This window comes from Aquimarina mytili (genome assembly GCF_016735115.1).
GTDB classification, from domain to species: domain Bacteria; phylum Bacteroidota; class Bacteroidia; order Flavobacteriales; family Flavobacteriaceae; genus Aquimarina; species Aquimarina mytili.
The window spans coordinates 558,730-579,355 of the sequence record NZ_JAERQJ010000003.1 but is presented as its reverse complement, the minus strand read 5'-3'; the positions used below and the strand labels follow the sequence as shown (position 1 = coordinate 579,355).

The window sequence follows — 20,626 nt, the reverse complement described above, 5'->3', positions numbered from 1 at the left end:
ATCAGGGGGGAATAAACCCCAAAAACGGAGGCAAAGTGATTGTTTTTAATATCTAGTTACCAACAATGTGAAGGTATTCATTTATAAAAAATGTCTGCTTATTCAATGGTGAAAACTTTTGGGGTGTGAACTTTTTAATAAGAATTTTTATCTGATTTCTTCGTTCTTTTATTTAATTGTACATTAGCCTAACCTCAAAACGTTTTGAATATGTCAGAATTTTGGCTCTATGTTAAACTAGGCTTTGGTCATGTATTAGATTGGAATGCTTATGACCACATCTTATTTTTGGTAGTACTTACCGTTGGATATACTTTAGATAATTGGAAACGAATACTGTGGTTGGTCACTCTTTTTACAGTAGGACACACGATTTCGTTATTTTTGGCGGCATACAACGTGGTGTCGGTTAACTCAAAATTGGTCGAGTTTCTAATTCCTTTGACCATACTGGCAACAGCCATATTTAATGTATTGACTGGTAAAAGCGGTTCAAAAACCAGTAAAATAGGAGTTTTATACGGTGCAACAATCTTTTTTGGTTTAATACACGGATTAGGATTTTCTAGCTACTTCAGAGCAATAAGTAGTAATGTGAGTTCTAAGATTTTGCCTTTGATAGAATTTGCGTTGGGTATAGAAATCTCGCAAATCATTGTAGTTCTTATTGTGGTTTTAGTAAGCTTTGTTGCGCAAACCTTTTTAAGGTTTTCAAAGAGAGATTGGATTCTTATTGTATCTTCAATTGTAATAGGAATGGTTATTCCTATGCTTATGGCTAATAAAATTTGGTAATTAAGTGAAGTTTTGAGTTGTATTTGCCACATGGTAATAATATATTCGTACTTTGATTGTTAAGAATATACGAGTCATTCTACCCTATGTCTAAAAAAAAACAACTAAAGTACGATAAAGCATATCTAAGAATAGCAAGAGAATGGGGTAAATTATCTCATTGTGAGCGCAAAAAAGTTGGTGCGGTTATTGTAAAGGATAGAATGATTATTTCAGATGGATTTAATGGTACACCAACCGGTTTTGAAAACCCATGTGAAGACGAAGAAGGATATACAAAGTGGTACGTATTACATGCAGAAGCTAATGCAATCTCAAAGGTTGCATCATCAACGCAATCATGTAAAGGAGCAACCCTATATATTACGTTATCACCATGTAAGGAGTGTAGTAAACTGATTCACCAAGCTGGCATAAAGCGTATTGTGTATCAGGTAGATTATAAAGATAATTCCGGATTGACTTTTCTTGCAAAAGCCGGAGTAGAAATAGAACAGATTACGGATTTAGAAGAGTAATGGGATATTCAAAAAAATACTTGCCTTTGTTTTTAGGTTTGGCAGTTGGAGCGGGAGTGTTTTTAGGGAGTAAACTTGATTTTAGTAGTAACCCCTCTGCGAAGCTTTTTTCCTCCAATGCTAAAAAGGAAAAGCTTAATCGATTAATTGATTATATAGATTACGAATATGTAGATGAAATCAATACCGATAGTATTGTAGATGTTACCGTAAACAGAATTTTAGAAAATTTAGACCCTCATTCTGTATACATTCCACCAGAAGAGCTAGAAGGAATTACCGAGAGTATGCAAGGAGATTTTATTGGTATAGGTGTAAGTTATTACCCCTATAAAGATACTATATCTGTCATTAATACGATTAGAGGTGGGCCTAGCGAAAAATCTGGAATTAAAGCTGGAGATAGAATTTTAATGGCCGATAATGATACATTGTATGGAGAAGGTTTAGTACGAGATGGTCTTGCCAATAAATTGAAGGGCGAATTAAATAGTCAGGTACAACTTAAAGTGTACAGAAGAGGTACAGGGATATTTGATGTTGTCGTAAAACGAGGAAAAGTACCACTGCAAAGTGTAGATGCATCATATATGCTTAATGATGAATTGGGATATGTAAAAGTGAATCGATTTGCAGAAACCACATACAAAGAATTTAAAAATGCCATAACTACTTTGATTGATGATGGAGCGAAAAATATGGTTATTGATCTTCGAGATAATGGAGGGGGATTTATTGCTCCAGCTTTAAAAATGGCAGATGAGTTTCTTGGAGATGATGTTCTTATTATGTTTACAAAAAACAAAAAAGGAGCCATAGAAAATAATTTTGCTACCAGTAAAGGAAGCTTTGAGCAAGGAAAAATTTATGTTCTTATTAATGAAAATTCGGCTTCTGCCAGCGAGATTTTTGCAGGAGCAATACAAGATAATGACAGAGGTATTATTGTAGGTAGACGATCTTATGGCAAAGGTCTTGTGCAAAGAGAAATGGCTTTAGGTGATGGTAGTGCGGTAAGGTTAACAATTTCCAGATATTATACGCCTACCGGGCGGTCCATACAAAAACCATATGCTAATGGAAATAAAGAATACTTTAATGAATATCTAGAGCGTTACAAAAATGGAGAGTTGCAAAGTGCCGATAGTATACAGGTAGCAGACTCTTTAAAATTTAAAACACCGGCAGGTAAAACGGTGTATGGAGGCGGAGGTATCATACCTGATATTTTTGTTAGTAAAGATACTACCAGAGTAGGAGAAACATTGAATTATTTATTGCGTTCTGGTTTTATAGGTCGATATGTGTTTGAAGAAGAGTTAGATAAAAAAAGAGATTTTTATAATAATTTATCGAAACAAGAATTTCAGGAGACTGTCACTATCAGTGATGATTTTGCGGAGGGGTTTTTGAAATATGCTAGAAAACGAAGAGTCGAAATTCAATTAAAAAATTATCAAAGTCAATTAAAAAAGTACCTTAAGGCCATCATGGCTCAACAACTATTCGGTACTAATGAGTTTGAAAAAATTATAAATAATGATGATGCTATGATTACCAAAGTATTGTCACTTAGTAAAGAAGAGTAAATAACGCTTATATGTCAGAACTAGAAGAGTATTTAATTGCCATTGCAATTTGTTCACCACTTTTTTTCTTCATCATTGCCGTTGCCTTTAGGTTATTGGACAATAGCGCTGCGATTTTTTTAAAGCATGACATCTTAGTTGATACATCTTATGTCTCTGGTGATATCATAAGAGAACATATCAATAATTCTGGGGATAGTAAACTCAAAGAATCTTTAAAAAGAGCCCTGTTATTCAGAAAATTGCATAACTTCTTTATGATCCTTATGGTGGTGTCGATTCCACCAGTAATCATAGCTTGCTTTTTCGTTTTTTAATACCGTACTCTAGAAAAATTTTATTTTCCTTTCTTCTTTTGTTGGATCTTTCTCGAAACGAGCAAAATTAGCATTAAAAGAATAACACACGCAGGCGCAATAACACCGATAAGAGCAGTTTTGCTGTCTTCAGCGAGGATATTATCAAAATCAAGATGTGTAGCGTTATATATCATTAAACCAGCAGCAATAGCAATTAATGCGTAAATAAAATATTTCAAAATAATGGTTTTATTAATTGTAAAATTGTTCTAAAATAGTCCTTTGATATTGGTAGCAAATAATTTAACTGCAATAGCAAGTAAAATTACCCCAAAAATCTTTCTAACAACATTTATTCCTTGTTTACCCAATACTTTTTCGATTTTACCCGAAGATTTTAATACAATGTAGACAAAAATGATATTGATAATTATGGCAATTACAATATTTATAGGTTGATACTCTGCTCTTAAAGATAAGATAGAGGTCATTGTACCAGCACCTGCAATCAAAGGAAACGCCAAAGGTACTACAGCGGCAGTTTCAGGCGCATCGTCTTTATATAATTGGACACCTAATATCATCTCTATAGCGAGAAAGAAAATAATAAAGGATCCCGCTACGGCAAATGAATTAACGTCGATACCAATTAAACTCAGAATTTCTTTTCCAACAAATAGAAATAGAATCATCAAAATAGCGGCAACTATGGATGCTTTTTCACTTTGGATATGACCAACTTTCTTTCGTAAATCTATAATAATAGGAATACTTCCTACGATATCAATTACTGCAAATAGTATCATACTTGCAGTTAATATTTCTTTCAGGTTAAAGTTCATAAATTGATGGTTTCAAAATTTGTGCAAATGTAAACAGACTTTATTCAATAAAGGTATTATAAAAAGGTGAATAATAACAAAAAATATATTTCATATGAATTATATTTGCGACATGTTTCAATTAGGAAAAACTATAATTTCTGAAGATATCATCGAGAAAGATTTTGTATGTAATCTTTCTGCCTGTAAAGGAGCTTGTTGTATTGATGGAGAGGCTGGAGCGCCTCTTGAAGAGTCTGAAATCCAGAAATTAAATGACGTATACCCAATAGTTAAACCGTACTTACGAAGCAAGGGTATTGAGGCTATAGAACAGCAGGGAACTTATATTAAAACTTCTAATGGAGAGTTAGAAACACCATTGATTAATGGAGCAGATTGTGCCTATGTGATCTTTGATGAAAATGATACCGCTATGTGTGCCATCGAAGAAGCCTATAATCAAGGAGAAATTGATTGGAAAAAACCAATTTCTTGCCATTTATACCCTGTACGGGTGCAGAATTATACAGAATTTTCGGCGGTTAATTATCATAAATGGGAAATTTGTGATGATGCATGTGTATTAGGAAAAGAATTACAGGTACCCGTTTATAAATTTGTAAAAGAAGCTTTGATTAGAAAATTTGGAGAAGATTGGTATCTCGAACTTGAAAAAGTTGCTGCGACTTTAAACAAGTAAATTTCAATATTGAAATATAATTTCCCTGAATTTTCATTCTTTTTTTGTTAAAAAAAGTACTTTTTAGCGTTACGGTTTTGCCGTAATTTAGAGTTTTTGAACCTCTTCTTTTTTTTGTTGTTAAAACCCTGCTGACAGGTGAGAAATAAACACTTTACGATGATTACAGTGAATCATCATTTTCTTTTCTACATCCTTTTAACAAATTGATTACCAGTTAATTAAGTTTTGCTGGTAAACATGTTTTTTTTAGTAGGAAATCACCTCGTGTTGAAAACTTTGTTGAAAACGTTTATTAACTTTCGGTAGAACTTTTCCTGTATTTCTTGATCTTTGTAAGACCCTTTAGAAAGAAGAAAAGCTAAAAAAAATAAGATGAGCGCTGTAGAACCTATTTTGAAAGAAAATAAAGATCGATTTGTAATTTTTCCAATTCAACACCATGATATTTGGGAGTGGTATAAAAAATCTGAAGCTAGTTTTTGGACTGCTGAAGAAATCGATTTGCATCAAGATATAACAGATTGGTCTACAAAACTTACAGACGATGAGCGCTATTTTATTAAACATATTTTAGCCTTTTTTGCCGCTTCAGATGGAATTGTAAATGAGAATCTTGCCGAAAACTTTGTAAACGAAGTGCAATATAGCGAAGCAAAATTTTTCTATGGTTTTCAAATCATGATGGAAAATATTCATTCTGAAACATACTCATTACTTATTGATACTTATGTTAAGGATGAAAAAGAAAAAGATACATTGTTTAATGCAATCGAGAATTTTCCGGCAATTAAGAAAAAAGCAGATTGGGCATTAAAATGGATCGAATCTGATTCGTTTGCAGAGCGTCTAATTGCATTTGCAGCCGTAGAAGGAATCTTCTTTTCAGGAGCTTTTTGTTCTATTTTCTGGTTGAAAAAACGAGGACTAATGCCAGGACTTACGTTTTCTAATGAATTAATATCTAGAGATGAAGGCGTACACTGTGATTTTGCAGTACATCTTCATAATAAACATTTGGTAAATAAAGTGCCAAAAGAAAGAATTAGAGCGATTATCGTTGATGCACTTAATATTGAAAGAGAGTTTATTACAGAATCTCTTCCAGTAAGTTTAATTGGAATGAACTCAAAACTAATGACTCAATATCTGGAGTTTGTTACTGATAGATTATTGGTAGAATTAGAATGTGAAAAAGAATATGGTACAGCAAATCCATTTGATTTTATGGATATGATCTCATTGCAAGGAAAAACAAATTTCTTTGAAAAACGAGTTTCAGAATACCAAAAAGCAGGAGTGCTTAACAAAGATACCGAAGACAATAAAATAAGTTTTGATGCTGATTTTTAGGTAACTGTTATTCCAGTACACTACAAAATTTAAAATACATCAAATAATAATACATTCATTCTGAGCTAGTCAAAAACGTTTCTTCTGTTTATTCAGATTAGCTCAGTTTGATACAGCTTTGTAAAAAGCATTACAAAAAAAGGACGGGAAAAGTCACAAGATTGTTTTACTAATAGAATTGCTCTTATTCATAACTAGGAGGCTTCTTTTTAGTATCTAATTTCAGATGAAATTGAATATAACTTTCTGACTTTCAATATAAAAAATAGTAACACGAATTAACATCAACTTCTTCGGAAGAAGAAAATTTAAAAACCAAAAAGACGTATGTATGTAGTAAAAAGAGATGGGCGTAAAGAACCAATTATGTTCGATAAGATTACCGCAAGGGTAAGAAAATTATGTTATGGGCTTAATTCATTAGTTGATCCTGTTAAGGTAGCGATGAGGGTGATAGAAGGGCTTTATGATGGAGTGACAACAAGTGAACTTGATAATCTTGCGGCAGAAATTGCTGCAACGATGACTATAACACATCCTGATTATGCAAAATTAGCGGCTCGTATCTCTGTTTCCAATTTACATAAAAATACAAAGAAGACTTTTTCTGAGGTAATTACTGATCTTTATGAATATGTAAACCCACGAACAGGCAAAAAAGCACCGTTGATTTCTGATGAGGTGTATGATGTAATCGTCTCTAACAAAGAAAAGTTAGACTCTACGATTATTTACAATCGAGATTTTGGATATGATTATTTTGGTTTTAAAACATTAGAGCGTTCATACTTGCTAAAAATTAATGGTAAGATTGCTGAACGACCACAGCATATGTTAATGAGAGTTTCTATAGGAATTCATCTTAACGATTTAGATGCGGCTATAGAGACATATGAGTTGATGTCTAAAAAATATTTTACACACGCTACACCAACATTATTTAATTCGGGTACACCAAAACCACAGATGTCATCTTGTTTCTTATTAACAATGCAAGATGATAGTATTGATGGTATCTACGATACGTTAAAGCAAACTGCAAAGATTTCGCAATCTGCTGGGGGGATAGGATTATCTATCCATAATGTACGTGCCACAGGATCATACATTGCAGGAACCAATGGTACATCTAACGGTATTGTGCCAATGCTTAGAGTGTATAATGATACAGCTCGTTATGTAGATCAAGGAGGAGGAAAGCGTAAAGGATCTTTTGCTATATATGTTGAGCCATGGCATGCAGATATTTTTGATTTCCTGGACCTTAAAAAGAACCATGGTAAAGAAGAAATGCGTGCACGTGACTTATTTTATGCTATGTGGGTGCCAGACTTATTTATGAAACGTGTACAAGATGATGCAGAGTGGACTTTGATGTGTCCAAACGAATGTCCGGGATTGTTTGATATGCATAGTGATGAGTTTGAAGAAGCATATACGCGTTATGAAGCTGAAGGAAAAGGTCGTAGAACAATAAAGGCTAGAGAATTATGGGAAAAAATCTTAGAATCTCAGATCGAAACCGGTACACCATACATGTTGTATAAAGATGCTGCAAACCGCAAATCTAATCAACAAAACCTTGGAACCATCCGTTCGTCTAATTTATGTACAGAGATTTTAGAGTATACGAGCCCTGATGAAGTAGCGGTATGTAACCTGGCTTCTATTGCCTTACCAATGTTTGTGAAAAATGGAGAGTTTGATCACAAAGAACTTTTTAAAATTACAAAACGTGTTACCAAAAACCTGAATAGAGTTATTGATCGTAACTACTATCCTGTAAAAGAAGCAGAAAATTCTAATATGCGCCATCGTCCAGTAGGATTAGGTGTGCAAGGATTAGCAGATGCGTTCATCCAATTGCGTATGCCATTTACAAGTGACGAGGCTAAAAAATTAAATCAAGAAATCTTTGAAACCCTTTACTTTGCTGCAGTAACTGCATCTATGGAAGAAGCCAAAGCAGATGGACCATACCAGAGTTACGAAGGTTCTCCGATATCAAAAGGAGAGTTCCAGTATAATTTATGGGGAATCAAAGATGAAGAATTAAGTGGTCGTTGGGATTGGGCAAAACTGCGTAAGCAAGTGCTTAAAAATGGAGTGCGTAATTCGTTATTAGTAGCACCAATGCCTACAGCATCTACGTCTCAGATTTTAGGAAACAACGAAGCATTTGAGCCATATACAAGTAACATCTACACCAGACGTGTACTATCGGGAGAGTTTATTGTAGTAAACAAACACCTATTAGAAGATTTAGTACAATTAGGACTTTGGAACGATGAGCTTAAAGATGCGATCATGCGTGCAAATGGATCGATTCAAAACATTGATGTCATTCCTCAGGACTTAAAAGAGTTATACAAAACTGTTTGGGAAATGAGTATGAAAGATATTATTGATATGTCTCGTCATAGAGGATACTTTATCGATCAGTCTCAGTCGCTAAACCTGTTTATGGAAGGAGCAACCATGGCAAAACTAACGTCTATGCATTTTTATGCATGGAAGAGTGGACTAAAAACCGGAATGTACTACTTAAGAACAAAATCTGCGGTAGATGCCATTAAGTTTACGCTTAAAAATGATAAAAAAGAAGTGCCACAAGCAGAAAAAGTAGCGGTAGCAGCAGCTCAAGTAATGGAGGCACAAGCAGCCACCAAAGCAGAGCCAAAACAAGCTCCTGTTACTCCAGAAGGTACCTCTCTTACTCCAGAAGAGCTTAGAGCATTGATTGCTCAATCAAAAGAAGCCGAGGGAGATGATTGTTTAATGTGTGGGTCTTAGACCTAGATTTATATAGGGCAAAAGGGAAGTTTCTTATGAAGCTTCCCTTTTTTGTTATGCTAAACATACATATACAGAGTATCTGACCAATTATTTTTTACTATTTTTAAAGAATACCATCTATTACCCCGCCATTATGGAAGATGTTACTGTCACAAAAATATTGTGTTCGCAATGCAACACCGAAATCAATTCTGAAGCTAAGTTTTGCACCCATTGTGGTTATCCAGAAAATGGAGATGAAAAAGAAAAGGCAAAATTTCATGCCAATAAAGTCATGCAAAAAAATAAAGGATTTAATGATGCAAAAAAAATTAAATCTGCCAGAAACACATTGTATTGGATGGCCGGTATCTTTTTGGTATCTGGTTTGTTTTTGTTTTTCACCCTGAATGATATTACTATTTTGGTCGCTAATCTAATTTTGGTAGTGGTCTATTTAATCCTAGCATATTGGTCAAAACAAAAACCATTTGCAGCATTATTGTCTGCACTATTGTTGTTTTTAATGGTTATTGCTCTAAATACTGTTTTAGATCCATCGTCTTTATTTAAAGGGATTCTTATAAAAATAATTTTGTTGAGCTTTCTGATTAAAGGAGTGTATTCGGCTTCGCCAAATGCCAAACGTTAGTTTAAAATTATGATTTGCCGGGCCTGTAAAAATCAAATAGAGAATAGGATAAATTATTGTCCTAATTGCGGGGCGTTGGTCAAAAAAACAGAACAAAGTAGTAAGAGCAGTCATCTGAATCTGATTATCACTTTTTACATAGTAGAACTCGTTTTTTTAATTACTGCATTTTTGATCTATCAAGAAGGAACTTCTCTGTATACTGAAATTGTTTTAGAAAGTATCTCTATACTTATAGTGCTGGGTTTTTCTGCCTTAGATATTAAAAATATTGCAAAACTATATAAGTTTCCAAGAGGAAATACATTAATCTATTTAGGAGTCTTTATAGCTCCGTTTTTTACTGCGTTTTTGGTGTATTATACTATGGATTATATAAATTTTGAATTATTTGAAGAACGATATAACTATTATGCAGATTATGTTACGTACCCAAACTCATTACTATGGGCAGTACTATTTTTAGCAATTTTTCCACCTGTTTTTGAAGAGCTGGCTTATAGAGGTTTTTTATTTAATCAACTGCAAAAAGTAACAACTCCAAGTGTTACTATTATTCTTACAGCATTTATTTTTGCTTTAGTTCATTTCTCTGTCATTTCATTAGTGTGGATATTTCCATTTGGATTGTTGTTGGGATATTTAAGATATAAATATGCTACATTATGGCTGGGTATGATAATTCATTTCATTCATAACTTGATAGTATTATCTTTGGACTATTATTATTTTAATCTATACTATTAGAATTTTTTAATTTTTATGATGAATTGGGAACAACTCCTGTCTTTAAAAAGACAAGGGGATACAAATAAAAGACTACGCAAAGAACAAGATGAAACCCGACTTGGATTTGAAGTAGATTATGATAGAATTATTTTCTCCTCGGCATTTAGAAGCTTGCAAGATAAGACCCAGGTAATACCATTGTCTAAGACCAGTTTTGTGCATACACGGTTAACACATAGTTTGGAAGTGTCGGTAGTTGGACGATCCCTAGGTAGAGTAGTGGGTAAAAAGATTTTAGAAAAGCATCCACATCTTTCCAAAATTCACGGATATCACTTTAATGATTTTGGAGCTATTGTTGCGGCAGCTGCTTTGGCGCATGATATTGGTAACCCGCCTTTTGGACATTCTGGAGAGAAAGCTATAGGAGAATATTTTAAAACCGGAAGCGGGAAGCGCTATAAGAACCAACTTGCGCCAAAACAATATCAGGATTTAATCGATTTTGAAGGAAATGCAAATGGATTCAAAATCTTAACCGAATCGCGAAAAGGAATAGAAGGAGGACTCAGATTATCCTACGCTACTCTGGGAGCCTTTATGAAGTATCCAAAAGAATCGTTACCCAAAAAACCAACGGCACATATTGCGCATAAGAAATTTGGCTTTTTTCAGAATGAGAAAGACTTTTTTGAAGACGTTGCACGAGAGGTTGGATTGCTACACTATAAGATAGGAAATGAGACCACTTATAGTCGTCATCCGTTAACTTTTTTAGTTGAAGCTGCAGATGATATTTGTTATACTATTATTGATTTTGAAGATGGTATTAACCTTGGTTTGATCGAAGAAGAATACGCACTAGAATATCTTATTAAATTGGTAAAAGATTCTATCAATACCTCAAAATACAACAATCTGGTCACAACGGCCGATCGATTAAGTTATCTGCGATCATTAGCAATAAATACATTAATAGGAGAAGCGGCAAGTATTTTTATTGCTCATGAAGAAGAAATATTATCAGGAACATTTGATGCGGCTTTAATCGATAAAAGCAAATATGAAGCGCAAATCAATGATATTATCAAAATTAGTATCGAAAAAATATATCAGAGTCAAGAGGTTACCGAAAAAGAAATAGCAGGGTATGAGATTTTGGCTACGTTGTTAGATCGTTACTGTGTTGCTACCGATAATTACAATCAAGATCAAAGTTCAAATTATGATAAACTGATCTTACGAGCCGAAGGAAATAATTTTGACTATAAAAATGATGATTTATATACTCGCTTGATTAGTATAAGTAATTATGTGGCTAGTTTGACCGACGGTAATGCACTATTAAAATTTCAGAAAATAAGAGGACTACAGTTATAATTAAAAAAGCTGTCTCATATGTATATAGACAGCTTTTTTTGATGAGTTCATTTGTTAGTTATAAAGCCCGTTTGCTATGCAATATTCCAAAATCTCTTTATCTGATTTTGCAACATACTCTTCGGGGATATAAAATAACTTATATATAGACAGGTCTCCGTATCCAAATAAATTATCTGGAAGTTTTTGCCATCCCATACGAAAATATTCATAGGTAATGTAATCAGACTTTATAATCGACTGATCAATGTATTTTTCTTTTATTGTATATTCTTTTCCTTCAGTATAGGCTGCGCTACAATCAATTAATACAAAGTCGTTTGTTGGATTTGTATTTATAAGAGTAATATGCTCACTATCATAAGAAGATCTATCTGCTTCATCAGAGTCTATATCCAATATTAATTTATTTACTTCTTTACCATTTTTGGTAATAGAGAAGTCATATTCATTTTCTCCTAAGTATATATGTCCAAGTTTTGCAGTAACACTTCGTATGAGTTCATTATTTACATGAATATTCATGCTGTCTTTAGCGGGATTTAAGATTAGAACTTTAACGGATGTGTCTACCGGAAAATTTTTAGAACACGATAAGAACATAAGACTTATCATTAGGGTTGATACAAGTATAATTCTATTCATTTTTTGAAGTTTTAGTAAATACTGTGGTTATTTTTACATTATCCCTGCTCACATAGGTTAACGTCAATTCGTCATTATTAATGGCGATATACGTGAAGGTAATTTTGTCTCTATACTTTTCTTTTAATCGAAGCATGTTGTCAGAGACTACAGCATAATCACCTTGATATTGTCCTTTTCCTCTGAAAGGAATGGATTCAAAATAATAATCGTTGGCTAGTTTTGTGAGTTCACTGTCTATAGAGTACTTTAAATCTTTATCAAAATTGATGATAAATTTAGTTTTCTCCATGGTGTATTTTTTCCCTTTTATAATTAAGGATTTGGCGGTCCATTCTCCAACGATATCCTCTGTATGTTTATAGCTATCATACCCACAAGAAAGTATAGTTGTAGAAATAAGAAGTAGTATTAAATATTTCATTAGTTACAAGGTTAGAATTTAATTTAAATTATGGTTTTATGTAAGATGATCATAATATGACACCTGATTTTTTGATATTTAAGAACATAAAGGAGATCAAAGTTAATTTAACCTCCTTTATAATAATATGTCTACTGTTTTGTATATGTAGTTACAATTATGAACTGATCATTACCATCAACTTCGGTATATTGTATTTTTAAAGTAGTATCAGTTAATTCTGTAATGGTTTCAGTTTCTTCACCTGTTCCATAGACAATTGTATTGCCCGATAACGACCAGGAAATAGTAGAAGAGCGGTCTTGAGTACATTCTCCTGCTGTAGTTTTTGTATAGACTACAAAGTCTGCTTGTCCATTTTCTTTAAAATCAATCGTGTTCAATTGATCGCAAGCATCAGAAAATTCTGTCTCGTTTTCGGTTATAGAAGTTATTTTCCATTTTCCAATAAGATCAGCCTCGTTAATTACAGTGTTATCCTCTGGTATTTCTGGCTCACCTACATACCTATAGGCTTCAACATCAATTATAGTTACAGGTAACCCGTCAACTATTTCTATATCTTGAGACTGTAGTTTTAAAGTTGTGTCTGTAAGTTCAATAATAGTTTGGGTATCGGTATCTGCAGATCCAAATGTAGTAGTTAGTACATTTCCGGTTGTAAGTGTCCAATTGTAAATATTGCTAATAAACTCAGTACATGTTTCATTATCTTCAATGTTTTCAACAAAAGAAGCAACATTTTCTCCGTTTTCAGAAATAGAAAAATTACTTAGGTCTTTCTTTTCACACTCACTTAATACTAGTGCTACACCATTTTCTTCAATTCCTGTTAATTGCCATTTCCCTACCAAATCGGATTCTTCGAATACTGTAGGACTTGGTGCTGGCGCATCATCCTCGCTACAGGAAATAAAAACACTGATGATTAGAAGTGTTAGTAAGCTTAATTTTTTCATGATCATTAATTTTTTGTTTTCTATGTATTGTTTTATTAATGTAAAAGCATCATAAAATGTTACCCTTTTATAATTTCACTTTTAATCACGTTACTTAAGAACCATATTTCTTACCCAGGGAATTATTTTTATATAGAAATGATCAATGTTTTGATTTTTGATCAACTATGTATTGTGTAATTATTCCATAATCATATAAGTATAAGGCATAAAAAAAGAGCCTCTGATTGATCAGAGGCTCTCTTGATTAAAAATATAATAATTCTTATTTCTTTTTATATGTATCTTCTAGTTCATCAAAAGTTAAAACAAGTACATCATTGGTTGATGAAATACTAAACTTTGGAGTATCTGATGCAGGTGTGCCAAAGTCATTATATATCAAGGTTATAGTTTCTCCTGATATTGCCCAGGTACCTACAAACTCACCATCGCTAGCACACTCATTAGAGATGTTTACAAAAGTTTTTTCTGTATATGTTTTGTCGGCATTAAATTGGATGGTAGAAGTTAACTCGCAGTTATCCAGTGTTCTGTCTACTCCTAATTCTTTTCTTGCTGTTAATTCCCATGTACCGGCAATTAGAGTTTCATTGGTTGGTACTGCTGGCGGTGCAGCGGCATCATCATCACTGCTACAAGAAGTAAATGTTGCCGAAATAAGTAGGATAATTAGACCGAGTTTTTTCATAATCATAAAATTTTAAATAATTTGAATGTTTTATTAATCTAAGTATGTTTTCTAAACTTAGAAACGCCAAACTTACTCATAGTATATAGAACTAAAGTTCTGTATTTGTAGAAAGTTGAAGATCCAGAACTTATTTTTCATAAGATATAGTACTTAAATAATAACTTGTTTTTTATGTATGTTCCTTTATGTTATAAAATGTTACCATCGTACCTTAATTTTTTGAGATAAATTTTAATTGGAATCTGAAATAACTCTTTTTTACAGGTTCTTTAGTATTGTTTTTTGAATCTTGTCTGAAGAAATTCCACAAATATCATGTAACTCTTCAACAGTTCCATGATGAACAAACTGATCAGGAACCCCTAAGGTGATGATTTTGTTTTTGAAATTATGTTGATTGGCAAAATCAATAATTGTACTTCCAAAACCGCCTCTAACAACCCCATCTTCTACGGTAATAATGGTATTGTATTTCTGTAATATCTTCTCTAGAAAAGAAACATCCAAAGGCTTAATAAAACCAAAATGATAATGTCCAATATTTTCTTCTATTGAATTGATGGCATTGGTAATATTATGAGCGATGGTTCCTGTCGAAATAATTGCTATTTCTGTTCCTTCATTAAGAGTAGTGCCTTTTCCGATTTCAATTTCCTGAAAAGGTTGCTGCCAATCTTTGATATAGCCTCTTCCTCTAGGGTATCTAATTGCAATAGGATGATGTAGTCCTATAGAAGCGGTATACAAAAGGTTTCGCAATTCGATTTCATCTTTAGGTGCAGCTACAATCATATTTGGAATACAATTAAGGTAAGCGATATCAAAAATACCGTGATGTGTTGCGCCATCAGCTCCAACAATACCTGCGCGATCAATGCAAAAGATTACAGGTAAATCCTGAAGTGCAACATCGTGTATAACCTGATCATAAGCTCGTTGTAAAAATGTAGAATAAATAGTGCAAAAAGGAATCAATTTTTGGGTGGCCATTCCAGCGGCAAGCGTTACAGCATGTTGTTCGGCAATACCCACATCAAAAGCCCTGTCAGGAATCTCTTCCATCATATATTTAAGAGAACTACCTGTTGGCATAGCTGGTGTTATACCAACAATATTTTGATTAGCCCGAGCTAACTCAAGGATTGTATACCCAAATACATCCTGAAATTTAGGAGGCAATCCAGCGTTATCTTTTGATATTAAATCTCCTGTAGTTGCATCAAATTTTCCGGGAGCGTGATACTTTACTTGATTTTCTTCTGCCTGTTTTAATCCTTTTCCTTTGGTGGTGATAATATGTAAAAGCTTAGGACCTTTTGTGGTTTTTAGTTTCTCTAGAGTGTCAAGTAAAGAAGGTAAATCATGCCCATCTATGGGTCCGAAATAATTGAAGTTTAAGGCTTCAATGATATTGTTAGTTTTTGGTTTTACGCCAACCATAGCCTTGGTAAGATACTCTTTAAGTGCACCCACGCTTGGATCAATTCCAATAGCATTATCATTAAGAATAACCAATATATTGGTGTCGGTGACTCCGGCATGATTAAGTCCTTCAAAAGCCATTCCACTAGCTATAGAAGCATCACCAATCACAGCAATATGTTGTTTTTTTATATCTCCTTTTAACTTTGAGGCAATTGCCATACCCAAAATAGCCGAGATAGAAGTAGAAGAATGTCCTACCCCAAAAGTATCGTAATTACTTTCACTGCGTTTTGGAAAACCACTAATACCATTTAATTGTCGATTGGTATGAAAAATTTCTTTTCGTCCCGTTAGTATTTTATGTGGGTATGCCTGATGTCCAACATCCCATACCAATAAATCATTAGGAGTGTCAAAAACATAATGTAACGCAATAGTAAGCTCTATGACTCCCAAACTTGCTCCTAAATGCCCTTCTTTGGTGGCGACAATATCGATGACAAAATCTCTAAGTTCCTGTGCTAATTTTGGTAATTGCTCAGGAGAAAGTTTCTTAAGATCTGAAGGGTATTGAATATTTGAAAGTAAAGATGTTGACATAGAGCAAAAATACTATTTTGTGTCGGTTCTTTTTAAACTTTTATTGGGTATAGAAAATGAATCAATTTATTTACTAGCTTTACTTAAAATTCGATTGCTATGCTTGATCCATTAGATGATGTGCATTTTATGAAAAAAGCACTTCAGGAAGCCGAGGCGGCTTATGAAAAAAACGAAGTTCCTGTAGGCGCAGTAATTGTTGTTGCGGGTAGAATTATAGCCAGGGCTCATAACCTAACAGAATTATTAAATGATGTTACGGCACATGCCGAAATGCAAGCGATAACTGCAGCCTCTAATTTTTTAGGAGGCAAATATCTAAACGAGTGCACGCTATATGTTACCTTAGAACCATGCCAAATGTGTGCTGGAGCTTTATATTGGAGCCAAATTGGAAGAATAGTATATGGAGCTGTTGATGAACAAAGAGGATGTACTACTATGGGAACCAAGCTTCACCCAAAAACCGAAATGATAGGAGGTGTTCTGGAAGAGGAATGTGGAGGATTAATAAAACGATTTTTTATAGAAAAACGTAACTTAAATTGAATCTTGATTGTCTTAGGTTATGAAAAATACTATTGCAGAACGTATTCAGGATTTTTTAAAACAATTTCCGCCTTTTGATATCCTAAAAAAAGAGGAATTATTATCTATTTCCAGACAAATAAGAGTGTTATATGTAGAAAAAGGAGATTACATTTTTGAACAAGATAAACCTTGTCATGACGAGTTTTATATCGTAAGAGAAGGAGCAGTGGGGCTTTATCGCGGTTTTGATAGAGAACAAACATTGGTGGATATATGTGATACCGGTGACTTGTTTGGACTTCGTATTATGATTATCAAGAGAAATTATCGCATGTCGGCTATTGCAGACGAAGAATCTATTGTATACACCATCCCTGCAAAAGTTTTTGAACCATACATTGAAGAAAACAAAGAGGTAAACAAGTTTTTGCTTAGCACTTTTGCTGCCCATGCAAGAAACTACTATACAGAGACGGCAACCGGAAACAGAATTGATAATACAATTTCAATTGAAGCAGCAAAAGATCTTTCGGCTTTACGCAGTATTTCGTATCGCAAAAAACCTATTACTTGTTCTTTGGAAGATGCTCTTCAAGAAATCGCCAAGAAAATCACAAAGAAAAATGGTAGTTATGCGGTAGTAGTTGATCAAAACAAATCTCCTGTCGGCATTATTACCGATAGTGATTTAAGAGCAAAAGTAGCTACAGGGCTATTTCCGTTAACATCATTGGTAACCGATATTATGACTTCGCCAGTGGTTACATATTCTAAAAAACTTACCGTAGCCGAAGCACAAATTGCATTGATAAAACATAATATTAGCCACCTTTGTATTACCAAAGACGGTACTCCTAATTCTAAATTAATAGGGATTCTTTCAGAACATGATCTTTTAGTCTCTTTCGGAAATAATCCTTCTGTGCTTATTAAAGAAATCAGACGGATAGACAAACTGGAAAAGTTAAGGTACATTCGGAAACAGCTAGAAAAACTACTAGCAACGTATTTAGAACAGGATATCCCAACGACTCATATATTGCATATTATTTCTGAAATTAATGATGCATTAGTTGCCCGAATTATAGAATTATCATTAGAAGAAATGCCAAGTATGCCCTTGGTAAAGTTTAGCTTTTTGGTTTTAGGAAGCCAGGGTAGAAGAGAGCAATTATTGCTTACAGATCAGGATAATGCTATTGTTTTTGAGGATGTGCCTGCAGAAGATTATGAGACAACGCAACATTATTTCTTAGAATTAGCAGGCAAAATTACTAAAGGTTTACATACCATTGGATTCGAATATTGTCCGGCAGAGATGATGGCGAGTAATCCAAGATGGTGTATGTCTATATCAAAATGGGAGTCACAATTTAAGGATTGGATGACGGTTCCTACCAATGAAAGTACGTTGTTGTCTTCAATATTTTTTGATTTTCAGCATGTATATGGAAATGTTACTATGGCTGATAGGTTGTCTGAAGTCGTGTTTGATGGTGTTAATAAAAGTAACAGGTTTTTGAGTTTGTTAGGAGTTAGTGCTTTACTAAAACCTTCTCCATTAGGCTTTTTTAAACAATTTTTGGTCGAACAGAATGGAGAGCATAAAGATACTTTTGACATCAAAACAAGAGCAATGATGGTACTGATTGATGCTGCCAGGATTTTGACATTGTATTATAACCTAAAAGGAGTAAATAATACCTTGCAACGCTATGAAAAACTAGCAGAACTCGAACCTAAAAACGCAGCTCTTTTTGATAGTTGTGCCAAAGCTTTTAGAGTATTGATTAAGTTTAGAACCCGGCAAGGGCTACTTCATAAAGACTCTGGAAGATTTATTAAGTTAAATACACTAAGCAAAAACGACAAACTAAAACTTAAACGATGTTTTAGACCGATACGAGATATACAAGAAGTATTAAGAGTTCGGTTTCAACTTAAATCCCTGATGTAAATGAAGTTTTGGCCGAAAAAAAATACAGAGAATTATCCAGATTTTTGGAAAGCGTATATACAGCTTTTTGATAAAAAGCCACAAAAATTAGGGATCAATGATATCCGTTTTATTGCTTTTGATACAGAAACAACAGGGTTTGATTATATAGATGATAGGATTCTTTCTATTGGTGCAGTAGCCATAAAAAACGGAAGTATCGATGTAGTGGATCAGTTAGAAATGTATCTGGATCAGGAAGTGTTTAATGAAGATACAGTTGAGATCCATGGAATTATAAAGAATAGTCCCTATGATAAGCTGCCAGAAAGAAAAGCGATTCAATTATTCATAACATATATAGAAGATGCTGTTCTTATTGCGCATCATGCAGAGTTTGATAGAAAAATGATCAATAGAGCCCTACAGCGATTTGGGTTAGGCAAATTGAAAAACAAAATTCTGGATACCGGAGTTCTTTTTAAAAACTCAAGACATAAAGTATATGCCAATGACTCCATAAAAAATTATAGTCTCGATGAACTGTGTAATGATCTGAAAATACCAAAAAGTGATAGGCATACAGCTTCTGGAGATGCATTTATAACGGGGATGGCTTTTTTAAAAATTTTAGCAAAACTCAAAAAAGATAAAAGTTTTGATGTAGATCGTCTATTTAGGTTGGCGTAGAAGATTTGCAACGCTTCACAATGTATTACGTCTTTTTAATGTTAAAATTATTGAATGCGCTACATTACTATCGTTTTTGTTACATTAATTACTTTTTATGGTTATTCGCAAGAGATTACAATACTGCATGGTAAAATAGTAGTAGATGCATTACAACCAGAGGCCATACACATACTTAATCAAACACAAAATTTAGGCGTGATTAGTAACCGGGATGGTTTTTTTGCAATTAGAGCCAAACAAGGCGATACTATTGTTGTTTCTTCCATTCAATATGCGTTAAAGCGATATGTTGTGCAGCAGAAGGATTTGCATACTGATGATTTTGAAATCAGGCTAGAAATGGCGGTTAACGAGTTAGAAGAAGTGAGAATATCTCAATACACCTTGAGTGGTAAACTTGAAAATGATATTTTAAACATCCCAACACATACAGAAAATCTTCCTTTTTGGAATGCAGCTGAACTTAAACGAATGGGGGTTGGTACATTTGATGATGCTCAATCGCCAGTACAAAATTTAGTGTTAAATGATGAGATGAGCGCTACTCAAGTCGATTTTATGGCTATTGGAAAAATTATTGGAGGTCTTTTTAAAAATGGGAATAAAATAAAAATAAAAGAAACACCTATCACAATTACTGACTTGTATAGTCAAGAGTTTTTTATTGAAGGATTAAGAATCCCCGAAGAAGAATATTATAATTTTTTGGATTACTTAAATGAACAACCAGGAATTATGCTGGCATTGCAATCGCCCGATAAATTAAAAACATTAGAATATATACTTGAAAAAAGCCAGGCGTATAGGTCAAAATATGGCATTGATTAGGTTGTAAAAAGAAAAAAGCACTATCTGATAGTGCTTTTAAACCTTAAGAAACGTATATATCTTTAGTCATGAATTACGCGTACTTGAGCAGCAATCATTCCTTTGCGGCCTTCTTCTTCTTGATATTCTACTTTGTCACCTTCGTTTAAAGCTTCTCCGTTTAATCCAGAAGCGTGTACAAAGATGTCTTTTCCGGTTTCATCGTTGGTAATAAATCCGTAACCTTTTGATTCATTAAAAAATTTTACTGTTCCTTCCATTGTAATAAAATAAAAAA

22 protein-coding genes are annotated in these 20,626 nt (G+C 33.6%); 14 read left to right on the top strand and 8 right to left on the bottom strand.

The annotated features are described in order from the left end of the window. Positions 1-210 precede the first annotated feature (210 nt). From JJQ60_RS09895 to JJQ60_RS09880, 4 genes are all read left to right on the top strand, one after another. Positions 211-795, top strand: a complete 585-nt coding sequence (locus JJQ60_RS09895) for a HupE/UreJ family protein (RefSeq protein ID WP_201919186.1) — start codon at positions 211-213, stop codon at positions 793-795. An 86-nt stretch (positions 796-881) separates the two neighbouring features. Further along, positions 882-1,313 (top strand): deoxycytidylate deaminase, encoded by a 432-nt coding sequence (locus JJQ60_RS09890; protein ID WP_201919184.1) that lies wholly within the window; start codon positions 882-884, stop codon positions 1,311-1,313. Further along, the gene (locus JJQ60_RS09885; RefSeq protein WP_201919182.1) at positions 1,313-2,902 is read left to right on the top strand and encodes a S41 family peptidase; all 1,590 of its coding nucleotides are present in this window, start codon (positions 1,313-1,315) and stop codon (positions 2,900-2,902) included. Before JJQ60_RS09890 ends, JJQ60_RS09885 begins: the two co-directional genes overlap by 1 nt. Before the next feature lie 11 nt (positions 2,903-2,913). Then, the gene (locus tag JJQ60_RS09880) at positions 2,914-3,219 is read left to right on the top strand and encodes a hypothetical protein (RefSeq protein WP_201919181.1); all 306 of its coding nucleotides are present in this window, start codon (positions 2,914-2,916) and stop codon (positions 3,217-3,219) included. A 20-nt stretch (positions 3,220-3,239) separates the two neighbouring features. Here the strand turns inward: JJQ60_RS09880 and JJQ60_RS09875 are convergent, their stop codons facing one another. Both JJQ60_RS09875 and JJQ60_RS09870 read right to left on the bottom strand, forming a co-directional pair. Further along, positions 3,240-3,440: a hypothetical protein gene (locus JJQ60_RS09875; protein ID WP_201919179.1), complete on the bottom strand. Its 201-nt coding sequence runs from the start codon at positions 3,438-3,440 to the stop codon at positions 3,240-3,242. A gap of 30 nt (positions 3,441-3,470) precedes the next feature. After that, positions 3,471-4,043 carry a MarC family protein gene (locus JJQ60_RS09870; RefSeq protein WP_201919177.1) on the bottom strand — a complete coding sequence of 191 codons (573 nt, stop codon included), beginning with the start codon at positions 4,041-4,043 and terminating at the stop codon, positions 3,471-3,473. Between the two features lie 112 nt (positions 4,044-4,155). On the opposite strand from JJQ60_RS09870, the gene JJQ60_RS09865 reads away from it, so the two are divergent. From JJQ60_RS09865 to JJQ60_RS09840, 6 genes are all read left to right on the top strand, one after another. After that, positions 4,156-4,725: a DUF3109 family protein gene (locus tag JJQ60_RS09865; protein WP_201919709.1), complete on the top strand. Its 570-nt coding sequence runs from the start codon at positions 4,156-4,158 to the stop codon at positions 4,723-4,725. 375 nt (positions 4,726-5,100) lie between these two features. Next, a complete protein-coding gene (locus JJQ60_RS09860; RefSeq protein ID WP_201919175.1) occupies positions 5,101-6,078 on the top strand; it encodes a ribonucleotide-diphosphate reductase subunit beta in 978 nt (325 codons plus the stop codon). Between the two features lie 327 nt (positions 6,079-6,405). After that, positions 6,406-8,871, top strand: coding sequence for a ribonucleoside-diphosphate reductase subunit alpha (locus tag JJQ60_RS09855; protein ID WP_201919173.1), 2,466 nt, complete (start codon positions 6,406-6,408; stop codon positions 8,869-8,871). A 136-nt stretch (positions 8,872-9,007) separates the two neighbouring features. Next, the gene (locus JJQ60_RS09850) at positions 9,008-9,505 is read left to right on the top strand and encodes a zinc ribbon domain-containing protein (RefSeq protein WP_201919171.1); all 498 of its coding nucleotides are present in this window, start codon (positions 9,008-9,010) and stop codon (positions 9,503-9,505) included. A gap of 75 nt (positions 9,506-9,580) precedes the next feature. Further along, a complete protein-coding gene (locus JJQ60_RS09845; RefSeq protein ID WP_201919169.1) occupies positions 9,581-10,252 on the top strand; it encodes a CPBP family intramembrane glutamic endopeptidase in 672 nt (223 codons plus the stop codon). Between the two features lie 18 nt (positions 10,253-10,270). Next, the gene (locus tag JJQ60_RS09840; protein WP_201919707.1) at positions 10,271-11,614 is read left to right on the top strand and encodes a deoxyguanosinetriphosphate triphosphohydrolase; all 1,344 of its coding nucleotides are present in this window, start codon (positions 10,271-10,273) and stop codon (positions 11,612-11,614) included. A 54-nt stretch (positions 11,615-11,668) separates the two neighbouring features. Here JJQ60_RS09840 and JJQ60_RS09835 read toward each other — a convergent pair whose 3' ends face one another. From JJQ60_RS09835 to JJQ60_RS09815, 5 genes are all read right to left on the bottom strand, one after another. Beyond that, on the bottom strand, positions 11,669-12,259 hold the full coding sequence (locus JJQ60_RS09835; RefSeq protein ID WP_201919168.1) for a hypothetical protein: 591 nt from the start codon (positions 12,257-12,259) through the stop codon (positions 11,669-11,671). After that, complete coding sequence (locus JJQ60_RS09830) at positions 12,252-12,683, bottom strand: hypothetical protein (protein ID WP_201919166.1); 432 nt, start codon at positions 12,681-12,683, stop codon at positions 12,252-12,254. Before JJQ60_RS09830 ends, JJQ60_RS09835 begins: the two co-directional genes overlap by 8 nt. 131 nt (positions 12,684-12,814) lie before the next feature. Continuing rightward, on the bottom strand, positions 12,815-13,642 hold the full coding sequence (locus tag JJQ60_RS09825) for a lipocalin-like domain-containing protein (protein WP_201919164.1): 828 nt from the start codon (positions 13,640-13,642) through the stop codon (positions 12,815-12,817). Positions 13,643-13,907: 265 nt separating this feature from the next. Then, a complete protein-coding gene (locus JJQ60_RS09820) occupies positions 13,908-14,333 on the bottom strand; it encodes a lipocalin-like domain-containing protein (protein WP_201919162.1) in 426 nt (141 codons plus the stop codon). 261 nt (positions 14,334-14,594) lie between these two features. Then, entirely contained in the window at positions 14,595-16,361 is a 1,767-nt protein-coding gene (locus tag JJQ60_RS09815; protein ID WP_201919160.1) for a 1-deoxy-D-xylulose-5-phosphate synthase, read from the bottom strand. Positions 16,362-16,460: 99 nt separating this feature from the next. On the opposite strand from JJQ60_RS09815, the gene JJQ60_RS09810 reads away from it, so the two are divergent. Genes JJQ60_RS09810 through JJQ60_RS09795 form a run of 4 tightly spaced genes read left to right on the top strand, consistent with a single transcriptional unit; the run spans position 16,461 to position 20,349 of the window. Then, entirely contained in the window at positions 16,461-16,910 is a 450-nt protein-coding gene (locus tag JJQ60_RS09810) for a nucleoside deaminase (RefSeq protein WP_201919158.1), read from the top strand. 19 nt (positions 16,911-16,929) lie between these two features. After that, positions 16,930-18,849, top strand: a complete 1,920-nt coding sequence (locus JJQ60_RS09805; protein ID WP_201919156.1) for a DUF294 nucleotidyltransferase-like domain-containing protein — start codon at positions 16,930-16,932, stop codon at positions 18,847-18,849. Next, a complete protein-coding gene (locus JJQ60_RS09800) occupies positions 18,850-19,518 on the top strand; it encodes a 3'-5' exonuclease (RefSeq protein ID WP_201919154.1) in 669 nt (222 codons plus the stop codon). Between the two features lie 54 nt (positions 19,519-19,572). Next, positions 19,573-20,349: a peptidase associated/transthyretin-like domain-containing protein gene (locus tag JJQ60_RS09795; RefSeq protein ID WP_201919152.1), complete on the top strand. Its 777-nt coding sequence runs from the start codon at positions 19,573-19,575 to the stop codon at positions 20,347-20,349. A gap of 62 nt (positions 20,350-20,411) precedes the next feature. On the opposite strand, the gene JJQ60_RS09790 is transcribed toward JJQ60_RS09795, so the two are convergent. Next, complete coding sequence (locus JJQ60_RS09790; protein ID WP_201919150.1) at positions 20,412-20,609, bottom strand: cold-shock protein; 198 nt, start codon at positions 20,607-20,609, stop codon at positions 20,412-20,414. Between the last annotated feature and the right edge of the window lie 17 nt (positions 20,610-20,626).

Bases quoted from the DNA above. Each gene is read 5' to 3' on its own strand.
- JJQ60_RS09830 (WP_201919166.1), bottom strand. From the start codon at position 12,683: ATGAAATATTTAATACTACTTCTTATTTCTACAACTATACTTTCTTGT.
- JJQ60_RS09890 (WP_201919184.1), top strand. From the start codon at position 882: ATGTCTAAAAAAAAACAACTAAAGTACGATAAAGCATATCTAAGAATA.
- JJQ60_RS09825 (WP_201919164.1), bottom strand. From the start codon at position 13,642: ATGAAAAAATTAAGCTTACTAACACTTCTAATCATCAGTGTTTTTATT.
- JJQ60_RS09790 (WP_201919150.1), bottom strand. From the start codon at position 20,609: ATGGAAGGAACAGTAAAATTTTTTAATGAATCAAAAGGTTACGGATTT.
- JJQ60_RS09835 (WP_201919168.1), bottom strand. From the start codon at position 12,259: ATGAATAGAATTATACTTGTATCAACCCTAATGATAAGTCTTATGTTC.
- JJQ60_RS09860 (WP_201919175.1), top strand. From the start codon at position 5,101: ATGAGCGCTGTAGAACCTATTTTGAAAGAAAATAAAGATCGATTTGTA.
- JJQ60_RS09865 (WP_201919709.1), top strand. From the start codon at position 4,156: ATGTTTCAATTAGGAAAAACTATAATTTCTGAAGATATCATCGAGAAA.
- JJQ60_RS09895 (WP_201919186.1), top strand. From the start codon at position 211: ATGTCAGAATTTTGGCTCTATGTTAAACTAGGCTTTGGTCATGTATTA.
- JJQ60_RS09795 (WP_201919152.1), top strand. From the start codon at position 19,573: ATGCGCTACATTACTATCGTTTTTGTTACATTAATTACTTTTTATGGT.
- JJQ60_RS09850 (WP_201919171.1), top strand. From the start codon at position 9,008: ATGGAAGATGTTACTGTCACAAAAATATTGTGTTCGCAATGCAACACC.
- JJQ60_RS09820 (WP_201919162.1), bottom strand. From the start codon at position 14,333: ATGAAAAAACTCGGTCTAATTATCCTACTTATTTCGGCAACATTTACT.
- JJQ60_RS09805 (WP_201919156.1), top strand. From the start codon at position 16,930: ATGAAAAATACTATTGCAGAACGTATTCAGGATTTTTTAAAACAATTT.
- JJQ60_RS09885 (WP_201919182.1), top strand. From the start codon at position 1,313: ATGGGATATTCAAAAAAATACTTGCCTTTGTTTTTAGGTTTGGCAGTT.
- JJQ60_RS09815 (WP_201919160.1), bottom strand. From the start codon at position 16,361: ATGTCAACATCTTTACTTTCAAATATTCAATACCCTTCAGATCTTAAG.
- JJQ60_RS09855 (WP_201919173.1), top strand. From the start codon at position 6,406: ATGTATGTAGTAAAAAGAGATGGGCGTAAAGAACCAATTATGTTCGAT.
- JJQ60_RS09810 (WP_201919158.1), top strand. From the start codon at position 16,461: ATGCTTGATCCATTAGATGATGTGCATTTTATGAAAAAAGCACTTCAG.
- JJQ60_RS09870 (WP_201919177.1), bottom strand. From the start codon at position 4,043: ATGAACTTTAACCTGAAAGAAATATTAACTGCAAGTATGATACTATTT.
- JJQ60_RS09840 (WP_201919707.1), top strand. From the start codon at position 10,271: ATGAATTGGGAACAACTCCTGTCTTTAAAAAGACAAGGGGATACAAAT.
- JJQ60_RS09880 (WP_201919181.1), top strand. From the start codon at position 2,914: ATGTCAGAACTAGAAGAGTATTTAATTGCCATTGCAATTTGTTCACCA.
- JJQ60_RS09800 (WP_201919154.1), top strand. From the start codon at position 18,850: ATGAAGTTTTGGCCGAAAAAAAATACAGAGAATTATCCAGATTTTTGG.